Below are 21,489 nucleotides of genomic sequence, written 5' to 3'. Positions count from 1 at the left end.
CACTGGCGGCGATCGACGCTGTGCCGCGCAGGCGCCGCATGGGCGACTTGGACACAAGGGCCGGCGTGGCCGCGCGCCCGTCTGTAAGCTTTACCTGCCCGTATCGAATTTGCAGGCCGCAGTGCCGGGCAAGCCTTTCGTCGCGACTAAGTGCCGGTTCGTCAGTGTCGAATAGCCGGCGGGCAAGGCACGATCTATCGTATGACGCTGGCCGCAGAGCCAGGCGCGACAACACAGGAGACAATGAATGAAAGCAATCCGCTGCTTGCGGCAGGCGTGCGCCTGGCTGCTGGCCGGCCTGGCCATGGTGCCCGCCTGGGCCTTCGCCGCGTACCCGGACAAGCCGATCCGGCTGATCGTACCCGCGGCGGCCGGCGGCACCACCGATATCGCCTCGCGGCTGGTGGGCAAGCGCATGGGCGAGGTGCTGGGCCAGCCGGTGGTGGTGGAGAACCGCGCGGGCGGTGCCGGCATCATCGGCGCGCAGGCCCTGAAGCAGTCCGCCCCGGATGGCTACACGCTGATGATGGGCAATATCGGCCCCAATGCGATCAACTACGGGCTCTACAAGCAGTTGCCCTATGGCCCGCAGGACTTCGCGCCGATCACGATGGTCGTCTCCGTGCCCAATGTGCTGGTGGTCAACGCCAACGTGCCGGCGCGCAACGTCGGCGAACTGGTGGCGCTGGCAAAGGCATCGCCCGGCAAGCTGTCCTTCGCATCGTCCGGCACGGGCCAGTCCGTGCACCTGTCGGGCGAGCTGTTCCGCAAGCGCACCGGCATCGACATCATCCATGTTCCGTACAAGGGCGCCGCGCCCGCCGTGGCCGATCTGGTCGCCGGGCAGGTCACGATGATGGTGGACAACCTGCCCAGTTCGCTGCCGCATATCCAGTCGGGCAAGCTGCGCGCGCTCGCGGTGACCAGCGCCACGCGTGTGCCCGAGCTGCCCGAGGTGCCGACGATGAAAGAGGCGGGCCTCGACGACTTCCAGGTCACGGCATGGTTCGGGCTCGTCGCCCCGGCCGGCACGCCGCCAGCGGTTGTCGACCAGTTGCGCAATACGGTGGCGGGCATCCTCGCCGAGCCCGCGGTCAAGACCCGCCTTGCCGAACTCGGCGGCGTACCGGGCGGCGACACCCCGGCGCACTTCGCCGAGTTCATCCGTGCCGAACGCGAACGCTGGGCGCGCGTGGTCAAGGACACCGGCATCCCGCTGCAATAACGCTGTTCCGCGATCGATTGCGGGCCATGCCGGCCCGGGGAGAGGTGACGATGATAGACAAGACCGTTGCATCGCTGGAGGAGGCCGTAGCCTGCATCCGCGAGGGCGACACGGTGCTGGTGAGCGGCTTCGGCGGCTCCGGCATTCCGGGCGCGCTGCTCGATGCGCTGCTCGCGCGCGGGGTGGGCGATCTCACCATCGTGAACAACAACGCCGGCAATGGCGATACCGGCATCGCGGCACTTATCCGGGCCGGCAGGGTGCGCAAGGTGATCTGCTCCCATCCGCGCTCGAACAATGCCGAGGCATTCATCGACGCCTACCGCGCGGGCAAGGTGGCGTTGGAGTGCGTGCCGCAGGGCACGCTGGTCGAGCGCATGCGCGCCGCGGGCGCCGGGCTCGGGCCGTTCTTTACGCCCACGGCCTATGGCACGGCCCTCGCCGAAGGCAAGGAGGCGCGCATGATCGATGGCGTGGGTTACGTGCTGGAGCAGCCGTTGCGCGGCGATGTCGCGCTGGTCAAGGCCCATCGCGCCGACCGCTGGGGCAATCTCGTCTACCGCTATGCCGGGCGCAACTTCGGCCCGGTGATGTGCACGGCCGCGCGCCATACCGTCGTGCAGGTCGACGAGATCGTACCCCTTGGCAGCCTCGCGCCCGAACACGTGATGACACCGGGCATCTTCGTGAACGCCGTGGTATCGACCGGAGCCCGCCATGATTCCTGACGTTTCGTCTTCACCCCTGCCACGCCTGAGCCGGGCCGCGATGGCGCGCATCGTCGCGCACGACATTCCGGACGGCAGCTGCGTCAATCTGGGCATCGGCATGCCGACGCTGGTCTCGGACCAGCTGCCGTCCGACCGCGAAATCATCCTGCACAGCGAGAACGGCATTCTCGGCGTGGGACCGGTGATTCGCGAAGGCGCCACCGATCCTGACCTGATCAACGCCAGCAAGGAGCCCATCCGCCTGCTGACCGGCGCTTCCATTTCCGACCACGCCGTGTCGTTCGCGATGATGCGGGGCGGCCATATCGATATCACCGTGCTCGGCGCGTTCCAGGTTTCCGCGCGTGGCGACCTGGCCAACTGGTCCACCGGCGAGGCCGACGCGATCCCGGCAGTGGGCGGGGCGATGGACCTGGTGGCCGGCGCGGCGCGCGTGTTCGTCATGATGGAGCACACCACCCGCGACGGGAAACCCAAGATCGTCGGACATTGCAGCTATCCGCTGACGGGCATCGGCGTGGTCGACCGCATCTATACCGATCTCGCGGTGATCGACGTCACGCGGGACGGACTGGTGGTCGGCGCGATGGTGGAGGGCGTGCCATTCGCGGACCTGCAGGCGCGCACCGGTGCGCCGCTGACGCTGGCTCCGTCGTATCGGACGCTGCCGCCGACATCGGGCGAGGCGGCCTGAAGCAGGCCGCCGGGAGCGGTCCACATCAACAATTCGGGAGAAACAACGCCATGCCAGCACATCGCACCTTCACGCCGCGCCGTCGCGCGGTGCTTCTCGTCATGCTCGCCGCGGGACTGGCGACGGCGGCGGTCGCCCCCGCGCGCGCGGAGACCTGGCCCGCGCGTCCGATCCAGCTGCTCATTCCGTATCCGCCGGGCGGCAGCGCCGACATGCTGGCGCGCCCCGTCGCCGCCAAGCTGCAGGAGAGGCTCGGCCAGCCGGTCGTGCTGGAGTACCGGCCGGGGGCGGGCGGCACCATCGCCAGCCAGGCGCTGGCCCGGTCCAAGCCGGACGGCTATACGCTGATCATGGTGCTGGCCGCGCATGCCATCAATGCGAGCCTCTACCCCAGGCTGCCCTACGACACCCGCAAGGACTTCGCGCCCGTGTCGCTGGTCGCCAACCTGCCGCTGATCGTCGCCGGCAGTTCGTCGCTCAAAGCCAATACCGTCTCCGAACTGATCGCCGAGGCCAAGGCCGCGCCGGGCAAGCTGACCTTCGGCTCGGCCGGCAACGGCAACACCGGCCATCTGGCGGGGGAGCTGTTCAACTCGATGACCGGCGTCAAGATGACCCATGTCCCGTACAAGGGCAGCGCGCCGGTGGTGACCGCCATGCTGGCCGGCGAAATCCAGCTGACCTTCGACAGCATCTCGACGTCGATGCCCCATATCCGCAGCGGCAAGCTGCGGGCGCTCGCCGTGACCAGCGCCAAGCGCGCGGCGCTCGCCCCCGACGTCCCCACACTGGCCGAGGCGGGCGTGCCCGGCTTCGACATCAATGGCTGGTATGCGGTGCTGGCCCCGGCCGGCACCCCGCCCGCCGTGGTCGACCGCCTCAGCAAGGAGATCGCCACGGTCATTGCCGAGCCGGCGTTGAAGAACCAGCTCGCGTCCAACGGCTATGAGGCGGTGGGCTCCACCCCCGCGGCGCTCGGCGCGCATATCGACGCCGAGATCGACCGGTGGAGCAAGGTGGTGAAGGAGTCGGGGGCGCGGTTGGAGTAGTTCGGCGTGAAGAACCGATGGCAGCGTTGCGACGCGGAACAGGCGACGGTAAACAAGGTCATCGGCTCATTCACACAGTGCAACAACGCTCTTGCGTTGATTTCGCCATGTGGTGGACCCTTGCTGCCTCTGTGGATTGTCGCGAGGGATCCATGAAGACGACAGCAATCTTCTAGCTAGGGCGCTCGCCCCTCCTCTAGCGAAGGTCTGCTTGTTCTCCTCAAGTTCTCCTTTTTTCTGCCGTTGTTCACGCATTGTCCGCGTATGCGTTCGCCCGAAGGCGGTGCAGCAGGCAAAACAGAGCGAATGGGCGCCTTCGCGCAGCATTTCGCCGCCATTCTGTGATCTCGCCAGGAAGAAGAAATGAGAAATTTGGGAATTGGTGTGCGCCTAGGCATCGGCTTTGGCGTGGTGTTGTTGCTGTCGACGCTGATGACGGGCCTCGGCATTTACCGCCTGCAGGGCGTGGCCGAGCGGACCGCCGCCATGATGGAGCAGCCGCTCGCGAAAGAGCGCATGGTCAGCGACTGGTATCGGCTGATGTATGCCAGCGTGCGCCGCACGACCGCCGTGGCCAAGAGCTCGGACCCCTCGCTGGGCGCCTACTTTGCTGCGGAAACCAAGGCATCGGCCGCCGCCATCGCGGTGCTGCGCGACAAGGTGCAGCCGATGCTGGTGTCCGACGCCGAGAAGGCGGCCTTCCAGAAGATCGTCGGCGAAGTGCGCGACCCGTATAACGCGTCGCGCGACAAGATCACCAAGCTGAAGGAAGCGGGCGATACCGAAGGCGCCAACCAGGCGCTGGAGAAGGAATTCGTGCCGGCTGGCGAAGCCTATCTGCGCGAGATCCAGACGCTGCTGGATATCCAGCGCAATACCATCGACGAGACCGCCAAGGAAATCGATACGATCTACACGAATGCCCGCAATGGCCTGATCGCGATGGGCGTAGTGGTGCTCGGCATCGGCGTGGCCTTCGCCTTCTGGCTGACCATCGGCATCACCCGGCCGCTGCATCGCGCCGTCGCCATCGCCCGCACCGTGGCATCGGGCGATCTGAGCAGCCATATCGTCGTCGACAGCAAGGACGAAACCGGCCAGCTGCTGGACGCGCTGAGCGACATGAACTCCAACATCCTGCGCATCGTGACGCAGGTGCGCACCGGTACCGACGCCATCGCGACCGGCACCAGCCAGATCGCCGTGGGCAATACGGACCTGTCGCAGCGCACCGAGGAACAGGCGTCCTCGCTGCAGCAGACCGCGTCCAGCATGGAAGAGCTGACCAGCATCGTGCGCCAGAATGCCGACAACGCCAAGCAGGCCAGCTCGCTGGCGGTCAACGCCTCGGAGATCGCCACGCGCGGCGGCGAAGTGGTGGGCCAGGTCGTCGACACGATGGAAGACATCAACAGCGCTTCCCGCAAGGTGGTGGACATCATCGCCGTGATCGAAGGCATCGCCTTCCAGACCAACATCCTCGCGCTGAACGCCGCGGTGGAAGCCGCGCGCGCCGGTGAGCAAGGCCGCGGGTTTGCCGTCGTGGCAGGCGAAGTGCGCAGCCTCGCGCAGCGCAGCGCCACGGCCGCCAAGGAAATCCAGGCGCTGATCGGCGACTCCGCCGAACGCGTGGAGAAGGGCTCCAAGCTCGTCGGCGAAGCCGGCAAGACCATGGAAGAAATCGTCGGCGCGGTCAAGCGCGTCACCGACATCATGGGCGAAATCAGCGCGGCCTCGGCCGAGCAGAGCGCCGGCATCGAGCAGGTGAACCAGGCGGTCACGCAGATGGACACCGTCACGCAGCAGAACGCCGCGCTGGTGGAGCAGGCTGCCGCGGCGGCCGGCTCGCTGGAGGAGCAGGCGCAGCGGCTGAAGGCGGCCGTGGCTTCGTTCCGGTTGGCACCGGCTGCGGCGCTGACGGCCTGAGCGCCCTAAGGCATTACGGCCGAAGTAAGGAAAACCCGCCGGCCCCGCACGGGCCGGCGGGTTTTTTTATGGCTTCCGGAATCTCTCGATCAGGAAGTCAATGAACGCCCGTGCGCGCGCCGTCTGGTTGCGGCGCTGAGAGTAATACACGAAGAGATCCGCCGACGGGACCTTGTACTCCGGAAGGATGACGCGCAGCCGTCCGCTCTCCAGATACTTGGCAAGATCCCATTCGGACCGCACGAGGATGCCGTGTCCATCCAGCGCCCACCCCAGGACGATATCGCCGTCGTTGCTTGACAGCGCGCCCGATACCTTGATGGTTTCCTGATGGCCGTCATGGTCGAAGCGCCAGACGCCATAGGCGCTGTCGTTCTGTCGATGGATGATGCAGCGGTGGCGCGAAAGGTCGGCCAGCGATCGTGGCGCCCCGTACTTTTCGAGGTATCCGGGCGAGGCACAAAGAAACCGCCGGTTCGACATGATCCGCCGTGCCGACAGTCTTCGATCCGGCAATTCTCCAAACCGGATGGCGAGGTCGATACCGCTATCGACAAGATCCACGGGGCGGTCCGTGACCTCGAGCTGGACCTCGACGTGCGCATAGCGTTTCGCAAATTCGGAGACCAGCGGCGCGATCGTGGTTCGCCCGAAACCCAGCGTCGCATTGACCCTGAGCAGGCCCCTCGGCTCGGCGCCACTCAGCGACACCGCTTCCTCCATCTCGCTCAGGTCGGCCAGGATGCGAGAGGCGTAGGACAGGTAGGTCTCGCCCTCGTTCGTCAGGCTGATGCTGCGGGTCGTCCGGTTCACCAGGCGCACACCCAATCGGTTCTCCATCAGGGCGAGGCGCTTGGTTGCCGCCGGGGGCGTCAGGTCAAGCTCCCGGGCGGCCGCGGACAGGCTGCCAAGTTTCGCCACGAGGACGAAGAACTCCAGTTCGGAGGCGATGTCGGCTTTCACTTTGGGTTAATAATGTTGTGAACTGGATTCAATTCTAGTTTATCGGCCGCCGCCTAAGCTACCGATTCCCCGCGCCGTAGCGGGTGCACCGTTTCTGCTTAGGAGACCCCGTGAGAATCGTAGAAATTCGGGAAAAGACCTTTCCCATCAGTTCGCCCATCCGCAACGCCTACATCGATTTCAGCAAGATGACCCTCAGCCTGGTCGCCGTGATCACGGACGTGGTCCGGGACGGCAAGCCGGTGGTCGGCTATGGCTTCAACTCGAACGGCCGTTACGGGCAGGGCACCCTCATGCGCGAGCGGTTCATCCCCCGCATCCTGGAAGCCCCGCCCGAGTCTCTGGTAGATGCGACCGGCAACAATCTGGACCCGCACAAGGTCTGGGACACGATGTTCAAGAACGAAAAGCCGGGAGGTCACGGCGAGCGTTCGGTCGCCATTGGCACGATCGACATGGCGATCTGGGATGCCGTGGCGAAGATCGAGGGCAAGCCGCTGTTCCAACTGCTCGCGGATCGCTATGGGAATGGCGAGGCCAACCGCAAGGTGTTCGTCTATGCAGCCGGAGGTTACTACTATCCGGGCCAGGATCACGGCAAGCTCAAGGATGAGATGCGCAGCTATATCGATCGCGGCTATACCGTGGTCAAGAAGAAGATCGGCGGCGCGTCGCTGGACGAAGATCTGCGCCGTATCGACTCGATCCTCAGCGTGCTGCAGGACGGCCAGAAGCTCGCCGTCGACGCCAATGGACGGTTCGACCTCGACACCGCCATCCAGTATGCGAAGGCCCTTTCCCAATACGACCTGTTCTGGTACGAGGAGCCGGGCGATCCGCTGGACTTCGAGCTGCAGGCGACGCTGCGCAACTACTACGACAAGCCGATGGCAACGGGCGAAGACCTGTTCTCGATGCAGGATGCGCGCAATCTGATCCGCTATGGCGGCATGCGTCCAGACCGGGACTGGCTGCAATTCGACTGCGCCCTCAGCTACGGCCTTGTCGAATACCTGCGCACGCTGGACATGCTGAAGGAGCACGGATGGTCGGCAAGCCGCTGCATCCCGCACGGCGGTCACCAGATGTCGCTGAACATCGCCGCCGGCCTCGGACTCGGTGGCAACGAGAGCTATCCGGACCTGTTCCAGCCTTTCGGTGGTTTCCCCGACGGCGTCAAGGTCGAAAAGGGTTACCTCACGATGCCGGATCTGCCCGGTATCGGTTTCGAAGGCAAGTCGGACCTCTACAGCGTGATGCAGCAACTGTCGGCCTAAGCCGCGGCTACGTAAAAACACAAACGGAGACAACCATGTGGATCGAGAAAGCGGCCGCCCGTGCGGCTACCCTTTGGCTTGCAAGCGGCCTCCTTATCGCCTCGGGTATCGCCCGAGCGGAATATCCGGAGAAGCCGGTCACCCTGGTTGTCCCGTTCGTGGCGGGAGGGCCGAGCGACAAGATCGCACGCGACGTCGCCGAGTCGATGCGAAAGACGCTCGGCACGACCGTAGTCGTGGAGAATTCCGCCGGCGCTGGCGGCACCATCGGCACGGCCCGCGTCGCCCGGGCCAGTCCTGATGGATATACATTGCTGGTCCACCATATCGGCCTCGCAACCGCTCCGGCGCTCTACAAGAAGCTGGGCTACAAGACCACGGATCTTGCGTTCCTCGGGCTGATCAACGAAGCGCCGTCGACGCTGATCGGCAAGCCGACGCTGCCGCCTAACAATTTTCAGGAGCTGCGCAATTTCATCGCCGCGAATGGCGGGAAGCTGAACCTCGCCAACGCCGGCGTAGGTTCCGCATCGCATCTTTGCAGCCTGCTTCTGCAACGCACGCTAAAGAGCGACATGACGTTCGTTCCGTACAAGGGGACGGCGCCGGCCATGTCGGACCTCATGGGCGGCCAGGTCGATCTGATGTGCGAGCAGGCGACCAACAGCACACCGCAGATCGAAGCAAAAAAGGTCAAAGCCTACGGAGTGACCAGTCCCGAGCGCTCCACGGTGCCGGCCCTTGCCGCCATACCGACGCTGAGCGAAGCCGGCTTGCCGGGATTCCACTTCAATGTCTGGCATGGACTGTATGCGCCGGCCGGCACACCGGCGGTAGTGCTGGACAAGATCAACACGGCATTGCGCGAAGCCCTCAAGGACGCGGCATTGATCAAGCGGCAGGAGGCCCTGGGCATTGCCGTGGTGAGCGATGATCGCCTGTCGCCGGCCGGCCACAAGAAGTTCTTCGACGACGAAGCGAGCGGGTGGACCAACGTCATCCGGCAGGCCGGCATTCAGCCGGAGTAATTGCAAGCCGGTCCGCACCGGCACCCAACCCGGGTCGCTTCGTCGGCGGCCCCCATCGTTTGGGTGCATGGCGCCGGCTCCTCCCGCGTCCCCGCCCTTGTAATCGGGGCGTCATCGGCATTGTTGAAGATATATCCAATCCAACGAGCCACAAAGCCGCCGATGACACGCCACACCAAACGCCACGCAGCCGCCTACTCGCTCGTCCTGCTGTCCACGCTGTTCAGCCTCGCGGGCTGCGGCGGTGGCGACGATGCACCGGCCCCTCCCGCTCCGGGGCCCCAGCCGCCCGCGACCGAGGCGAAGCCGCTGTCGCTGACCATCCTGCACGTCAACGACCATCACTCGCATCTGGATCCGGAAACGATTTCCCTGAACCTCAAGACGGCCGCGGGGGCACGCGAGGCGATCGGCGTGGAGTATGGCGGTTTCGCCCGGGTGACATCGGCCATCCGGTCGCTGGCAAGCGCCTCGCCCAATGTGCTGAAGATCCACGCGGGCGATGCGATTACCGGCGACCTGTACTTCAATATCAGCAATGGCCGGGCCGATGCGGCCATGATGAACACGGTCTGCTTCGACTCGTTCACGCTGGGCAACCACGAGTTCGACAATGCCGATGCCGGCCTGAAGACCTTTATCGACGCGCTGCACGCGGGCGGCTGCAAGACGCCGGTGCTGAGCGCCAACGTGAGGTTCGGCGCGACATCCCCGCTGGCCAACGGCCCCGTGAAGGCGTCGACCGTGGTGGAGCGTGACGGGCAGAAGATCGGCATCGTGGGGCTGACCATCGCCGGCAAGACCAAGAACTCCTCGCGCCCGGATGCGGCGACCACGTTCGAGGACGAAGCCGTCGCCGCGCAGGCGGAGATCGATCGGCTCCGTGCGCAGGGCATCGACAAGATCGTCGTCGCGTCGCACGTCGGCTATACCGGCGAACTGGCGCTGGCCAGCCAGCTCAGCGGGGTCGACGTGATCATCGGCGGCGACTCTCATACGCTGCTTGGACCCACGGCGGCCATGCAGCCGCTGGGCTTGACGCCCGAAGGCGACTATCCGACCCGCGTGACGAACAAGGACGGCAAGCCGGTCTGCGTGGTGCAGGCATGGCAATACAGTTACGTGGTTGGCGAGTTGAAGGTCGAATTCGACAAGGCGGGCGACGTCGTCGCCTGCCAGGGCACGCCGCATGTGTTGGTCGGCGAGACCTTCAAGAGGGGATCTGCCACCGTGTCGGAGGCGGACGCCGCGGCCATCCGCCAGGATATCGCTGCCAGCGGCGTGCTCCGTGTCACGGCGCCGGACCCCGTGGCGTCCGCCACGCTCGCCAGCTACAAGGCCGAGAAAGACGCGCTGGGCCAGAAGGTCGTAGCATCCGCGCCGGCCAACCTGTGCCTGCGCCGCGTGCCGGGCACCAAGCGCGATGCGAGCCGCTCCACGCTCGGCAACGTCTGCAACCTGGACGCCAATGTCATCGCGCATGGCGGCGACGTCCAGCAGCTGGTGGCCCAGGCCTTCCTGGAACGCGGCAAGGCATTCTTCAATGCCGACATCTCGATCCAGAACGGTGGCGGCGTGCGCGTCGACCTGCCGGCCGGCGATGTGACCGTCGGCAAGATCTACAGCGTCCTGCCGTTCAAGAATACGCTGGTGCAACTCCAGATGACGGGCGCAGAGGTGAAGGCGGCGCTGGAGGACGCCATCGTGTCGGTCGTGGCGAACAACACCGGCTCCTATCCCTACACCGGCGGCCTGCGCTGGGATGTGGACCTGAACCAGCCGGCTGGATCGCGCCTGAGCCAACTCGAAGTGAAGACCGCGTCCGGCTACGTACCGCTGGACCCGGCGAAGACCTACAACGTGGCGACGATCGACTTTCTGGCGGACGGCCAGGACGGCTACACCACGCTCAAAAGCATCACGGGAACGCGCCGCACGGAGGTGGGCCTGGACTATGCCGAGGCGTTCCTGACCTACGTGGAGAGCTTGCCGGGCAGCACCAAGCAACTGAACAAGCTGCCGGTGGCCGACTACAGCACGCAGGGGTTTGTCGATACACCGTAGTTGGGGTGGAGCGCGCGTCGAGAGATCAGTAGTAGGGAAGCCCGTCGGCGTCGAAACCGGTGGGCTTTTTCCTTGGCCGATCCAGCAACGGTGGTGGGGCCAGTGAGTCCGCCAATGCCGGCCTTCTGGCGCCAAGATCCCCGTATTTGCGCCCAATTCTGTCGCGTATGCCGCGATGCTACTATTCGACTCCAGACGAAAACAACAACGGGAAGGGTCTGGTCATGAATAGCGAGATCGAGCTGCGGGCGCGAGCCTGCCTGCGTGCGTCGCTGCTTGCCATAGTCGTGTCCGGCGCGCTGGCGCTGTCCGCGTGCGGTGGCGATGGTGGCAGCGGGTCGTCTTCAACGGGCGGCACCGGCGCCGGCGGCGGCAATCCGATACCGCCGGCGAATGTCTCGATACACGCGACCGTGACCGGCCTCCTCGGACAGGGCCTGGTACTGCAGAACAGCCTCGGCGACGATCTCGGCATTGCAACCAACGGCCAGTTCACCTTCGGCAAGCCGATTCCCGCGGGCACCGCGTATTCGGTCACGGTCAAGACGCAGCCGACCGGACCGAACCAGCTATGCACCGTCAACGATGGCAACGGCACCGCCAGCGAGACCGGCGCCAATCGGGTCGCGGTAACGTGCTCGACCGTCAGCGTCAACATCCGGGGCACTGTCAGCGGACTGACGGGCTTGGGGCTGGTCCTGCAGAACAACGCCGGCGACGACCTGGCCATCACCGGCGATGGCACCTTCGCGTTCGCCACGCCGGTGGCGCGCGGGGCGGGGTACACCGTCACGGTGAAGACGCCGCCCGCCTTCCCGATCCAGCAATGCACCGTGAGCGCGGCGTCTGGCACCGCGGCCGATGTGGATATCAAGGACGTGGCCGTCAGTTGCGCGACACGGACGTCCCGCTATGCCTACGTCGGCAACGTATCGGGAGGTGCCATCAGCACGTTCACGGCGGATGCGTCCACCGGCACGCTTGCCGCGACGGGGTCGGTCATCACGCCATTTCCGTCGCCGTTTGTCCTCGCCGTCGATCCGTCGCGCAAGTTCCTCTATACCGGCAACAGCAATGGCGCCAGTGGCGGCGGGATCGCGGTGTACAACATCGATGCCGGCACCGGAACGCTTGCCCAGGCGGCCGGATCGCCGTATCTCACGGGCGACTCCGTACAGGCCGTGGTGCCACACCCGGGCGGGGGCTTTGTCTACGCGCTGAATCTGTCCGGCAGCGTATCGGCGTTCTCGGTCGACGGCGGCACGGGCGCACTGATACCCGTGCCGGGGTCGCCGTTTGCCGCCGGCTTCTCGCCGCGCTCGATGGTCATCGATCCTGCCGGCAAGCGCGCCTTTGTGAGTGCCAGCGGAAGCGGCCAGATTTTCGTGTATGACATCAGCCCGGCCGGGGCGCTGGTGCCCGTGGCGGGGTCGCCGTTCGCCGTCGCGGGCACCTACACGCTGGTGATGAGCCACGATGGAAAGTACCTCTATGTCAGCCTGCCGGGCGCCGACCAGATCGGCGTGTACGCAGTGGACCCGGATACGGGCGCATTGACGCTGGCCTCCGCGGCGGCGGGCGGTCCGGGCCCGCGGGGCATGGCGTTGCACGGCACTGGCCGCTACCTGTACGTCTCCAACCAGGGAGCCAACAGCCTCTCGGCCTATCGGGTCGACGCGAGCACGGGCGCGCTGACACCGATCGCCACGGTGCCGACCGGTGTCCAGCCGATTGGCCTGGCGCTGGAGGTTACCGGTTCGTTTCTTTACGCCGCCAATTCGAGTTCGACCAGCGTGTCTGTCTATCGGATCGATCCGCTGACGGGCGCGCCCGTCGACCTTGGCGGCGCCGCGCCGTATGCGCCGAGTCCGTTCAACATTGCGTTCTATTGAGCGGCGGTAAAGCCCCCGCCGATGCGGGCGGGCGGCCTACATCGTAACGTCGTCTATTCGTCACATCAGCGTCATCGACGCTGACTAACCTCGTCGGCTTCATCACGGGGGAAAACAACAATGACGAAGTTCGACGACAACGACGCGGCAAAGCGGCAGGCCGTGGTGCAAATCCAGGATGACGCGGCATTGCCGGACGCGCGCCGCCGGGGCCTGCTGAAGGCCGGCCTGGGCGCGTCGCTGATGCCGATGGGCGCCAGCATGCTGCTGGCCGCCTGCGGTGGCGACGGCGACGACGCACCGGCCGGCAATCCGGCAGCTCCCGCGCCCGGCACGCCCGCCAACCCTGCGCCCGAGACGCCGGCCGCGCCGCAGACCGTCTCGAGCTTCGCGGTGGCGGTGCTGCCGGACACCCAGTTCTATTCGCGCTACGCCACCGTGGCCGAGAACGACCAGTTCCGCCGCAAGTTCAACAGCGAGCCGTTCCAGGCGCAGACCCACTGGGTGGCCGACAACGCGGCCGCGCTGAACATCCCGTTCCTGATCCATCTGGGCGACGTGGTCGACCAGCAGAACAAGCCGGACCAGTGGGCCGTGGCCGACGTAGCGATGAAGGTGCTGGAGTCCGCGAAGGTGCCGTACTCCATCCTCGCCGGCAACCACGACGTGATCACCGACATCGACTACTCCGGCGACCAGAGCACCGGTACCGATGCCCAGCGTACGCTCGCCAACGAGCCCTACCTGAAGACCTTCAGCCCGGCGCGTGCCCAGCAGCAGGCCACCTTCGGCGGGCGCGATCCGAGCGGCTTCCACGAGTACCACGTGTTCGAGGCCGAAGGGCAGAAGTTCCTGGTGCTGTCGCTGTCGTGGCGCGTGTCGGACAACGGCATCGCCTGGGCGCGCCAGGTGCTGCGCGACAATCCCACGCTGCCCGCGATCCTCGTCAACCACCATCTGCTCAATATCGACAAGGACGGCGTCACGCCGCTGGAGGTCCCTTACGGGCTGATGCTGTGGGACCAGCTGATCCGCGACAACGACCAGATCTTCATGACGCTGAACGGCCATTTCCACGGCGCCGCGCGGCTGACCAAGACGAACGACTTCGGCAATCCGGTCGAGGAGATGGTGGTCGATTACCAGATGGCCTATCAGGGCGGCAATGGCCTGATGCGGCTATATGAGTTCGACCTCACCAACAACCGCATCAAGGTCCTGTCCTTCTCGCCGTGGGTGCCGCAGAAACCGCGCCACACGCTGACCGCGTTCGACCAGGCGGTGCTGACCTCGCCGAACGAGATGTTCTCGATCGAGATGGACTTCGCCAAGCGCTTCGCGCGCTTCAATCCCGCCTTCAAGGCCGGCGCGCCCAAGCACACGTCGCTGGTGGACCAGGCGCAGGCGATGATTCTCGAGAACTACAAGGACCCCGTGGCGGCCGAGCAGCGTCCGGCCGCCGACAGCGAGGACTATCCCCATATCGCCGAGACCGTCGCGCACTGGCGCTTCTTCGGCGGTGCCGCGGGCAGCGCGGTGGCGGTGGGCCAGCAGGTGGCAGACCAGACGGGCGCAAACCCGCTGGTGCGCGCGCCGCTCAATGTGGATGGCGTGGCCAACGCCCAACTCGGCGACATGGTGTGGAGCGACGATCGCCACCACCTCTCGGCGGCGCCCGGCAGCGTACGCTTCCTGAACACCGACAAGAACGTCGGCCGCATGAGCTACTTCGTCACCGCGGCCAGCGCGCCGCTGAACGCTGCAACGCTGGAGACGGGCTACACCATCGAGGCCTTTATCAAGCTCGACAAGGAATGGACGAGCGGCAAGCACGCGTGGATGAACATCATGACGCGCGACGGCAAGCGCGGCACGCTGTCCGGCTTCAGCGGCGGAGATCCTGAATCGCCGCCCCTGCTGTTCGCGATCTCAAGCCTGCGCGAGGTGCAGTGGGAAATCGTGCCGGTGCAGACCGGCACGCGCGGCGCCAAGACCAACTGGTCCGGCGAAATCGTGGCGGACAAGTGGGTGCACGTGGCCATTGTCAACGACCCCGTCTCGCATGAAACCATCATGTACGTCGAGGGCGCTCCGGTGCTGCGCAACGCCAGCGCGGCGCCCGGCATCGCCACGCTCGCGGCCAACATGCCGTGGGTGGTGGGCGCCGGTTCCTGGGACGGCAGCCGTGCGGACGGCTTCTTCGGCAACATCGGCGAAGTGCGGATCGCGGCCAAGGCGCTGCAGCCGAAGGAATGGCTGACGGCACGGCGCAGCTGACGGACGTCCCGCGGGCGCGCAGGTTTCTCGCGCCCGCGGGCCGCCGGACTCATTCCTGGCCAGTGCGATGATGGTCATCGACCGCCATAGCCCTTCGCTCGGGCGAGCAGGGGCGCGACCCTGGCGAAAGCACCGGTGAACGTCTCGAGGTGTGGCTTGTGGACGGGCAACAGTGCGACTTCGCAGATCATGCGGTTCCCCCGATGAATCGGGGCTTCGCACCGTGGCGCTCCGCCAACGCGCCGACGGCAATCGCGATTTTCCCCTGCAGGCCGTTGTCGGGGCTCTCGAGTCGGGCGTGGGCGAGGGGGATGTCGGCGAGGGAGTAGACGGCGCCGACGTGCGGCCGCAACTGGCCGCGCTCGACCAATGCGCCCAGTTCATCGAGCTTGCCGCGGTTCTGCCGTGTGAACACGAAGTGGTAGCTCGCGTTCTTGCCCCATGCCTGTATCACGTTCTGCGGCTGTGCGGTATCGACGATCGTGACAACGCGGCCGAGTTGGGTGAGGACGTCGGGGCTGCGGGAGAGCGTGTTGCCTCCGATGGTGTCCAGCACCACATCGACGCCTTGGCCGCCTGTCTCGCGCAGGACCGCTTCGACGTAGTCTTCCTTCCGATAGTCAATGACCACGTCGGCCCCCAGGCGTCTTGCGAACCCGAAGTTCGTGTCGCGTACGGTCGTGAATACCCTGGCTCCCATCGCTTTCGCAATCTGGATGGCGATATGGCCGACGCCGCCCGCACCGCCGTGGATCAGGATGCTTTCTCCCACGCGCAGCGCCGCACGCCCGACCAGCGCTTCCCACACCGTTCCGCCAACGAGGCTCAGGCTCGCCGCTTCGACATGGCTTAGCGACGCGGGCTTCCTCCCTACGATGTTCTCGGAAGCAACGTGGTATTCGGCATAGCTGCCGGGGCCGTCGAAGATCTGCGGGGTGTACCAGACTTCGTCCCCGGGGATGAAGGCCGTCACGCCGGGGCCGACTGCTTCCACGACGCCCGAGACGTCGTGGCCGGTAATGGCCGGAAGCGGCACCAGGTCGGCGTAGTCACCGCGCCGGACCTGATAGTCCAGGGGATTGATCGAGGTGGCCTCCACCCGGACCAGGACTTGTCCCGCCTGCGGCGCGGGCTTGGGTACGTCAGAAAGCGCGAAGGCGGCGGGGCCGCCGAATTGTTTCAGTACCAGGGCTTTCATAGTCGGGTTTCTCCGGTTCGTTTCGATAAAAAGGGATATCGGGAAATAACGATATACGCGGGCAAAAAATTACAGGTCCTTCCCGATGAGTTGGGCGAGAGCGCTGATCGCGGCTTCGTTCCGCTTGTAGTAGGTCCACTGTCCGATGCGCCGGGCCTCGACCAGGCCAGCGCGTTGCAGCGTGGCAAGGTAATCCGACACCGTCGATTGCGACAGTCCGACCCCCTCCTGGATGCTGCTCACGCAAACGCCCACGGTGTGAACGTCGCCCTCATCCTGCGGCGGGAAGTGCTTCACGGGATCTTTCAAGCCGCGCAGGATCTCCAGGCGTGTCCGGTTCGAGAGAGCTTTGAAAACTTCTAGCAGGTCCATGACCGAAGTGTATCGGAATTTCCCGATATGTCAATGAACATCGCTCGCCCTACAGGCCCCACAGCCAACGGTACACCCGCGTCAGGATAAGAACCTCCTGCCCGGGGGCCAGACCGGTCCGCAGCGCCGTCGCGTCCGACGGGATGCCGATCAGCGCGATCTCGCGCGCATATCCCGCTTTCGCCTCGTTGCGAGTCAGGCCGGCGTACTGGCCGAATTTCGATTCCGCATTGAGCAGAAAGCCCTCCGGCGTGACGAACAGCTCATCGAACCTGACCACGACCGGCTCCATCGCCGGGTTGTCGAGCGTTCGTACCCGGAATTCCATCTCCCGCCCCAGCGACACATACCTGGCATCTTCGTCCAGCAGTGCCACGGCCGTGCGCTCGACGCCCAGGATGCGCTTGTAGGCGTTGCCGGACCGACGAAATCCGGGAGGGTCGACGCTGACCATCGTTCTGACTGCGCCGCCTCGCGAATAGCCGCCAAGGCCGCCAGTCGCGACGAAGCCGAGCGCAAACATGCGATTGAGGTCGCCCGCCTCGCGACCGGCGTCGGCAAGAAGGCCGCGCAGGTAGTTCAGTGTCCCGGCTGTTTCCATGGTGAGCCCCATTGCGGGAAACAGCGGCGTCATGGATTGCGATGCCTCCCACTCCGCGCTGAAGGCGCTTTTCCTCATGGCATCGTCGAGCGCGCCGGCCATCTCGAAAGGAGTGTTCTCGATGGCGGCAAGAAGGTTGCGCCACGGCAGCAGCAGCTTGTTCGCGACAAAGTTCAGTGCCGAGTTGCCGGTATCGAACTGACGGATCATGGGAATCGGCGAATGCGGAGTAGTGGCGAACACCCATTCGGTCTCGGTGAAAGCCGCGCGTTCGTCTCGGGGCGCGGCACGCCGTTCCGGGCGCTGAGTGTGCAGGTTCCAGTCCAGCAGGTCGGATGGGGTGTCTACGTCGGACTGAAAGGGCGAGAAGTCGCGGCCGATGCGGTATGGACCGGCGCCGTCGCCATACGCATGGGCACTGTCGCGCTCGGGGCGCTCGCCTTGCACGTTGACGGTCGGCGTCTCGTCGTCGTTCGGGGCCGACTCTTCGGCTTGGGTGGCTTGCTTCGGTCGCCGGGCCGGGGGAGCGGGCGGCTTGACGAAAGGCGGTGGCTTTGCCGGCGGGCGCTCGACATCCAGTTGTATCTCCTGGAGCGAGCCAGGGGCCGTCGGCGCCAGCCACCAGAGCGCTTCGTCGCGGCGCTCCGGCGGGGAGCCGAAGACGTAGACCTCTTCGACGGGGCTTGCAGGCGACCGCGGGTGATAAGGATCTCCCGCGTCCAGGCGCTCCAGCGTCCGGTTGCCTTGATGGGCCGTATCGCGGCCTGCATCGCTCTTTCCGCCTGCATGCGTCCGGCCCCGGCCATCCTGGCTGGCCGGATCGAGCCACGAGAGATTGGAGCCGCCGCCGGGGCCCGGAATGCCGAAGACCACGCCGAGATACTGGCCCAGAGGCCCCGCATCCTTCAAGAAGGACTGCGCGGCTGCCCAACCGAGGAAGAACCCTCCGGCGTCGCGCCTGTCCCTGTCTCGCTCTCCGCGGACGACCACTTCATCCATGATGCTCAGACCTCCAGGGTAGTGCTCTTGAAATCGAAGTTGTAGTTCACCGGCAGGACGGGTTCTCCGCCGGCTGTCCGGTTTTCGCATTCGATCAGCACGTCCCACTGCTCGTCCACGGCGTCATGTCCCCGCACGGCAGCGAGGTTGCCCTGCGTCACCGTGGGCTGCGTGCCGGGGGCATCGAAGAGGGTGGTGGTTACGGTGATGGTGTCGCCAACGCGCAGCGGGCCCCGGTACTTGATGGTGCCAACGAGATAGATCCTCTCGTCGTTCTCTACGCGAATGACAGGTTGGCCGGCCCGGACATAGTCGCCCACGCCCCGGAACACGCCGGTGACCACACCGTCGAATGGCGAGATCAGAAACGTGTCGAGATATCGGACCTGCAGCTTCCGGATTTGTTGATCGATGACGTCGAGTTCGTTGTACAGGCTTCGGTCGGTCCGGTACTTCTCGGCCTGCCGCCATGCGTTGAGCGACTCCATGCGCAATCCCAACCTGGCGCGGAGATAACGCACGGTGTTCTCTATCGACGGTATGCGGAAATCGATCAGATCCATGGTCTGATCGCTGATGCCCTCGAACTGCACGTGCTGCGCGCCCGTATATTGCGTGGCCTTGTTGTCGTTGGTGCTTTTCTGCAGCTTGACCACCTGGTTTTCCAGGCCCGCGTCCTTGTATGCCTGAGCGAGCAGGGCGTTGAGGTGCCTGGACTGTTCTTCCAGCTCGCTCAGCAACGCCCACTGGGGAGACGATGCGTCGTTCGGGTCGTCCCAGAAGGTCTCCCTTGCTTTTGCGATCGCGTCGGGCGAGTACGTCGACAGATACGTGTTCCAACGCATGGTGACGGCGGTGTCTACGTCCACCGCCTGGGGCTCGTTGCGAAGGGAGGATAGGACAGAGCCCGCCACCCTGCCATAGAGGGCATTCGAATGGAACATCAGCCGGCCGGAGTCCTGTGGGTCTGTCTGCCCGAGAAAAGGGTACAGAGACTGTCCGACGTCGAGGCCCTGGACCGGCTGCCCGATCAGCGTGGCCGATTGCCGCCCGATCACACCATCCACCGGATAGCACAGGTCCACGGACAAGACGGGTCGGACTCTCAGATCGATGGCTTTTCCCGTTGCCATTTGCACCTCCCGGTGGACGTGGCTTTCATTGCGGGTGCGGCTTCCTGCTGCTTTCCTATTGCTGCGGGCCCAACTGCGGAATCAGCAGCGAGCAGGCCAGCGAAGTATCGGTCGAACAATTTGCGGATACGCCGCGAAGACCTTCCAGCGGAATCGTCCAGCATTCCCCCGGATGGAGAGTCCCCAGTGCCGTCACGCCACCGGCGACATTCTCCGACCGGAGTTCGACCGGATCTCCGAGCATGTCGTTGTTGACGACAAGAAGCAGGGGGTATTGAAGGTCGACGTGAATCTCGCTCGACCCCCACGCATAGGCTTTTCCGCGGACCCGGACGACGTAGTTGTGCATGTCTTTTCACCTCGCAAGGCGGCGGCGACCCGCGCTCCTGACGCTCGGTCGAGAACGACCGAGGCCCAAAGCGGCAAGCGATTCCAAATGGATTCAACATAGCAGCTAGCCGCGCATGCGCAAGGGAATTGCAATCGCGCCCGACCCTTTCCGTTTGAACGAAACGCAGTACTTGCTGGCGCCTGCCCCGCGAGCTGGACGACCCGCAGTTCAAGGAGAAGCTGGGCTTCCAGTTCCTCGATGCCATCAAGGGGCCGCCGTCGGAAGTGGAGCGCCATATGAAGCGCGACGCCGATGCCTGGGGCTCGATCATCCGCCGTCTCAACATCTCTCTGTAGGCCACGCCATGCCTCATCTGACGAGCGCAGTACACGAATACCGCCTGTCGGCGATGCGACAGCTGATGGACCGCCGGCGCATGGACGCGCCGGTCTTCGGCACGCCGGACTTCTTTCAATACGCGACGAACTTCCAGCTGGATGTGTGGCCATGGGAAAGGCCCGTCTTCGTCGTCGTGCCGCGCAATGGCGAGACCTTCGCGGTGATGAACGAACTGTCGACCAACCATATGCGTTTCGCCGCGGGGAAGGGCACGGTCTGGTTCGATGACGTCACCTACTATGCCGAGCATCCGCGCGTCGCGAACCCCCTGCCGAAGACCCTCGACAACGCCACGGTCCTCTGATACGCCGGTGCGCTTTGCCGGGCGGTGCTGCCGTCCGGCAAAGCGCCGTCACGCCCCCGTACGCAGTGCCTCCGGCAGCCTCCCCACCACATGGGCCAGCAGGCTGTTCGCCATCGGCGACAGCGGACGCCCGGCGCGCGTGACGACATGGATGCGGCTGTTGTTCAGGATGGGGTTGGCGAGCGGAAGCGCCACCAGCTCCGCGAACTTGGGGCCCTTCAGCGGAACGGAGCGCGGCGTCATGATGTAGCCGAGGCCCAGCGCGGCGAAATCCCACAGGACCTGGAACGAGTTCGTCTCGAGCATGGGCCGCAGCGTGACCTGCTCGTCCAGCTCGGCGGCCTGCACGTGCTTGCGCACGCCGAACGATCCCACCAGCGCTGCGCCCTGGTGCGGGGCGAGATCCTTCAATGCCAGCGCGCGGCGGCGCGTGGCGAGCGGATGATCGTTGCGCACGTAAATGCGGATGGGCGACAGCCGCGAGTAGTGGGAGCGCAGGCGCTGGTCGTCGGGCGGCTGGAACACCAGGCCGATATGCGCCATGTCCTCCAGGATGCGGCGCACCGATTCCTCGGTGCCGGCCACGTGGAGGTTGTAGGTCACGCCCGGCCGCTCGACCATGAAGTCGCGCAATAGCGGTTCGAGGACCAGGTCGACAAAGCCCCCGCCGAAGACCAGTTCGACATGGCCGTGGTTTGCATTCCGCATGCTGTCCACCTCCGCCAGGAAAGTGTCGTGCAGATCCTGCTGGCGGCGGGCGAAGAGGGCGAGCATCCGCCCCGCGTCGGTCACGACGACGCCACGGCCGCGCCGTTCCAGCAGCGTGAGGCCAGTGTCGTGTTCCAGCTTGGCCACCGCGCGGCTCACCATCGACGGGTCGACCGACAGGGCGTCGGCCGCGCCGCGCACCGATCCCGTCTCCACGATCTGCAGCAGGCACAGGGCGCGCTTGCGGTCCAGGATGTCTTCCATCTGCTTGTTCTCCCCCAGCTCGGTCCACGACTTTAATGTTGCCGGATTCGCAAC

The 21,489-nt window shown here is 65.5% G+C and carries 17 protein-coding genes and 1 pseudogene; 11 read left to right on the top strand and 7 right to left on the bottom strand.

The features are described 5' to 3' along the window. The first annotated feature begins 247 nt into the window (after positions 1–247). The 5 genes from LDO27_RS03645 to LDO27_RS03625 all read left to right on the top strand — a co-directional run bounded on the left by LDO27_RS03645 (position 248) and on the right by LDO27_RS03625 (position 5,625). Positions 248–1,225, top strand: coding sequence for a Bug family tripartite tricarboxylate transporter substrate binding protein (locus tag LDO27_RS03645; RefSeq protein ID WP_222206751.1), 978 nt, complete (start codon positions 248–250; stop codon positions 1,223–1,225). 50 nt (positions 1,226–1,275) lie between these two features. After that, positions 1,276–1,953: a 3-oxoacid CoA-transferase subunit A gene (locus LDO27_RS03640; RefSeq protein WP_222206749.1), complete on the top strand. Its 678-nt coding sequence runs from the start codon at positions 1,276–1,278 to the stop codon at positions 1,951–1,953. After that, positions 1,943–2,650, top strand: a complete 708-nt coding sequence (locus tag LDO27_RS03635; RefSeq protein ID WP_224039721.1) for a 3-oxoacid CoA-transferase subunit B — start codon at positions 1,943–1,945, stop codon at positions 2,648–2,650. Before LDO27_RS03640 ends, LDO27_RS03635 begins: the two co-directional genes overlap by 11 nt. A gap of 50 nt (positions 2,651–2,700) precedes the next feature. Continuing rightward, positions 2,701–3,699 (top strand): tripartite tricarboxylate transporter substrate binding protein, encoded by a 999-nt coding sequence (locus LDO27_RS03630; protein ID WP_224039719.1) that lies wholly within the window; start codon positions 2,701–2,703, stop codon positions 3,697–3,699. Positions 3,700–4,062: 363 nt separating this feature from the next. Continuing rightward, positions 4,063–5,625, top strand: coding sequence for a methyl-accepting chemotaxis protein (locus tag LDO27_RS03625; RefSeq protein WP_222206740.1), 1,563 nt, complete (start codon positions 4,063–4,065; stop codon positions 5,623–5,625). A 66-nt stretch (positions 5,626–5,691) separates the two neighbouring features. Here the strand turns inward: LDO27_RS03625 and LDO27_RS03620 are convergent, their stop codons facing one another. Continuing rightward, a complete protein-coding gene (locus LDO27_RS03620) occupies positions 5,692–6,588 on the bottom strand; it encodes a LysR family transcriptional regulator (protein ID WP_224039717.1) in 897 nt (298 codons plus the stop codon). A 110-nt stretch (positions 6,589–6,698) separates the two neighbouring features. Here LDO27_RS03620 and LDO27_RS03615 point away from each other — a divergent pair, with 110 nt between their 5' ends. From LDO27_RS03615 to LDO27_RS03595, 5 genes are all read left to right on the top strand, one after another. Further along, positions 6,699–7,865 (top strand): mandelate racemase/muconate lactonizing enzyme family protein, encoded by a 1,167-nt coding sequence (locus LDO27_RS03615; protein ID WP_224039716.1) that lies wholly within the window; start codon positions 6,699–6,701, stop codon positions 7,863–7,865. Between the two features lie 35 nt (positions 7,866–7,900). Continuing rightward, entirely contained in the window at positions 7,901–8,893 is a 993-nt protein-coding gene (locus LDO27_RS03610) for a tripartite tricarboxylate transporter substrate-binding protein (protein WP_224039714.1), read from the top strand. A gap of 162 nt (positions 8,894–9,055) precedes the next feature. Beyond that, positions 9,056–10,957: a bifunctional metallophosphatase/5'-nucleotidase gene (locus LDO27_RS03605; protein WP_224039712.1), complete on the top strand. Its 1,902-nt coding sequence runs from the start codon at positions 9,056–9,058 to the stop codon at positions 10,955–10,957. 146 nt (positions 10,958–11,103) lie between these two features. Next, a complete protein-coding gene (locus tag LDO27_RS03600; RefSeq protein WP_224039710.1) occupies positions 11,104–12,849 on the top strand; it encodes a lactonase family protein in 1,746 nt (581 codons plus the stop codon). A 243-nt stretch (positions 12,850–13,092) separates the two neighbouring features. After that, entirely contained in the window at positions 13,093–15,126 is a 2,034-nt protein-coding gene (locus LDO27_RS03595) for a LamG-like jellyroll fold domain-containing protein (protein WP_290368802.1), read from the top strand. Positions 15,127–15,313: 187 nt separating this feature from the next. Here LDO27_RS03595 and LDO27_RS03590 read toward each other — a convergent pair whose 3' ends face one another. The 5 genes from LDO27_RS03590 to LDO27_RS03570 form a co-directional block, all read right to left on the bottom strand. Further along, entirely contained in the window at positions 15,314–16,324 is a 1,011-nt protein-coding gene (locus tag LDO27_RS03590; RefSeq protein ID WP_224039705.1) for a zinc-dependent alcohol dehydrogenase family protein, read from the bottom strand. 69 nt (positions 16,325–16,393) lie between these two features. Then, positions 16,394–16,696, bottom strand: coding sequence for an ArsR/SmtB family transcription factor (locus LDO27_RS03585; RefSeq protein ID WP_222206709.1), 303 nt, complete (start codon positions 16,694–16,696; stop codon positions 16,394–16,396). A 49-nt stretch (positions 16,697–16,745) separates the two neighbouring features. Then, positions 16,746–18,296, bottom strand: coding sequence for a hypothetical protein (locus LDO27_RS03580; RefSeq protein ID WP_224039703.1), 1,551 nt, complete (start codon positions 18,294–18,296; stop codon positions 16,746–16,748). 5 nt (positions 18,297–18,301) lie between these two features. Further along, complete coding sequence (locus tag LDO27_RS03575) at positions 18,302–19,429, bottom strand: HlyD family secretion protein (RefSeq protein WP_224039701.1); 1,128 nt, start codon at positions 19,427–19,429, stop codon at positions 18,302–18,304. Between the two features lie 55 nt (positions 19,430–19,484). Next, on the bottom strand, positions 19,485–19,778 hold the full coding sequence (locus LDO27_RS03570; RefSeq protein WP_222206699.1) for a hypothetical protein: 294 nt from the start codon (positions 19,776–19,778) through the stop codon (positions 19,485–19,487). Between the two features lie 346 nt (positions 19,779–20,124). On the opposite strand from LDO27_RS03570, the pseudogene LDO27_RS03565 reads away from it, so the two are divergent. Next, positions 20,125–20,433, top strand: a pseudogene (locus tag LDO27_RS03565) (M24 family metallopeptidase); the annotation flags it as partial. A gap of 78 nt (positions 20,434–20,511) precedes the next feature. On the opposite strand, the gene LDO27_RS03560 reads toward LDO27_RS03565, so the two are convergent. Continuing rightward, positions 20,512–21,435, bottom strand: a complete 924-nt coding sequence (locus LDO27_RS03560) for a LysR family transcriptional regulator (protein ID WP_224039699.1) — start codon at positions 21,433–21,435, stop codon at positions 20,512–20,514. Positions 21,436–21,489: the final 54 nt, after the last annotated feature.

The sequence above is a fragment of the Cupriavidus respiraculi genome, assembly GCF_914271545.1.
GTDB classification, from domain to species: domain Bacteria; phylum Pseudomonadota; class Gammaproteobacteria; order Burkholderiales; family Burkholderiaceae; genus Cupriavidus; species Cupriavidus respiraculi.
Note: the sequence above shows the minus strand (reverse complement) of the source record. Positions and strands in the feature narration are given on the sequence as shown.

Bases quoted from the DNA above. Each gene is read 5' to 3' on its own strand.
- LDO27_RS03590 (WP_224039705.1), bottom strand. From the start codon at position 16,324: ATGAAAGCCCTGGTACTGAAACAATTCGGCGGCCCCGCCGCCTTCGCG.
- LDO27_RS03585 (WP_222206709.1), bottom strand. From the start codon at position 16,696: ATGGACCTGCTAGAAGTTTTCAAAGCTCTCTCGAACCGGACACGCCTG.
- LDO27_RS03625 (WP_222206740.1), top strand. From the start codon at position 4,063: ATGAGAAATTTGGGAATTGGTGTGCGCCTAGGCATCGGCTTTGGCGTG.
- LDO27_RS03570 (WP_222206699.1), bottom strand. From the start codon at position 19,778: ATGCACAACTACGTCGTCCGGGTCCGCGGAAAAGCCTATGCGTGGGGG.
- LDO27_RS03605 (WP_224039712.1), top strand. From the start codon at position 9,056: ATGACACGCCACACCAAACGCCACGCAGCCGCCTACTCGCTCGTCCTG.
- LDO27_RS03635 (WP_224039721.1), top strand. From the start codon at position 1,943: ATGATTCCTGACGTTTCGTCTTCACCCCTGCCACGCCTGAGCCGGGCC.
- LDO27_RS03645 (WP_222206751.1), top strand. From the start codon at position 248: ATGAAAGCAATCCGCTGCTTGCGGCAGGCGTGCGCCTGGCTGCTGGCC.
- LDO27_RS03610 (WP_224039714.1), top strand. From the start codon at position 7,901: ATGTGGATCGAGAAAGCGGCCGCCCGTGCGGCTACCCTTTGGCTTGCA.
- LDO27_RS03640 (WP_222206749.1), top strand. From the start codon at position 1,276: ATGATAGACAAGACCGTTGCATCGCTGGAGGAGGCCGTAGCCTGCATC.
- LDO27_RS03575 (WP_224039701.1), bottom strand. From the start codon at position 19,429: ATGGCAACGGGAAAAGCCATCGATCTGAGAGTCCGACCCGTCTTGTCC.
- LDO27_RS03630 (WP_224039719.1), top strand. From the start codon at position 2,701: ATGCCAGCACATCGCACCTTCACGCCGCGCCGTCGCGCGGTGCTTCTC.
- LDO27_RS03595 (WP_290368802.1), top strand. From the start codon at position 13,093: ATGCCGATGGGCGCCAGCATGCTGCTGGCCGCCTGCGGTGGCGACGGC.
- LDO27_RS03560 (WP_224039699.1), bottom strand. From the start codon at position 21,435: ATGGAAGACATCCTGGACCGCAAGCGCGCCCTGTGCCTGCTGCAGATC.
- LDO27_RS03580 (WP_224039703.1), bottom strand. From the start codon at position 18,296: ATGGATGAAGTGGTCGTCCGCGGAGAGCGAGACAGGGACAGGCGCGAC.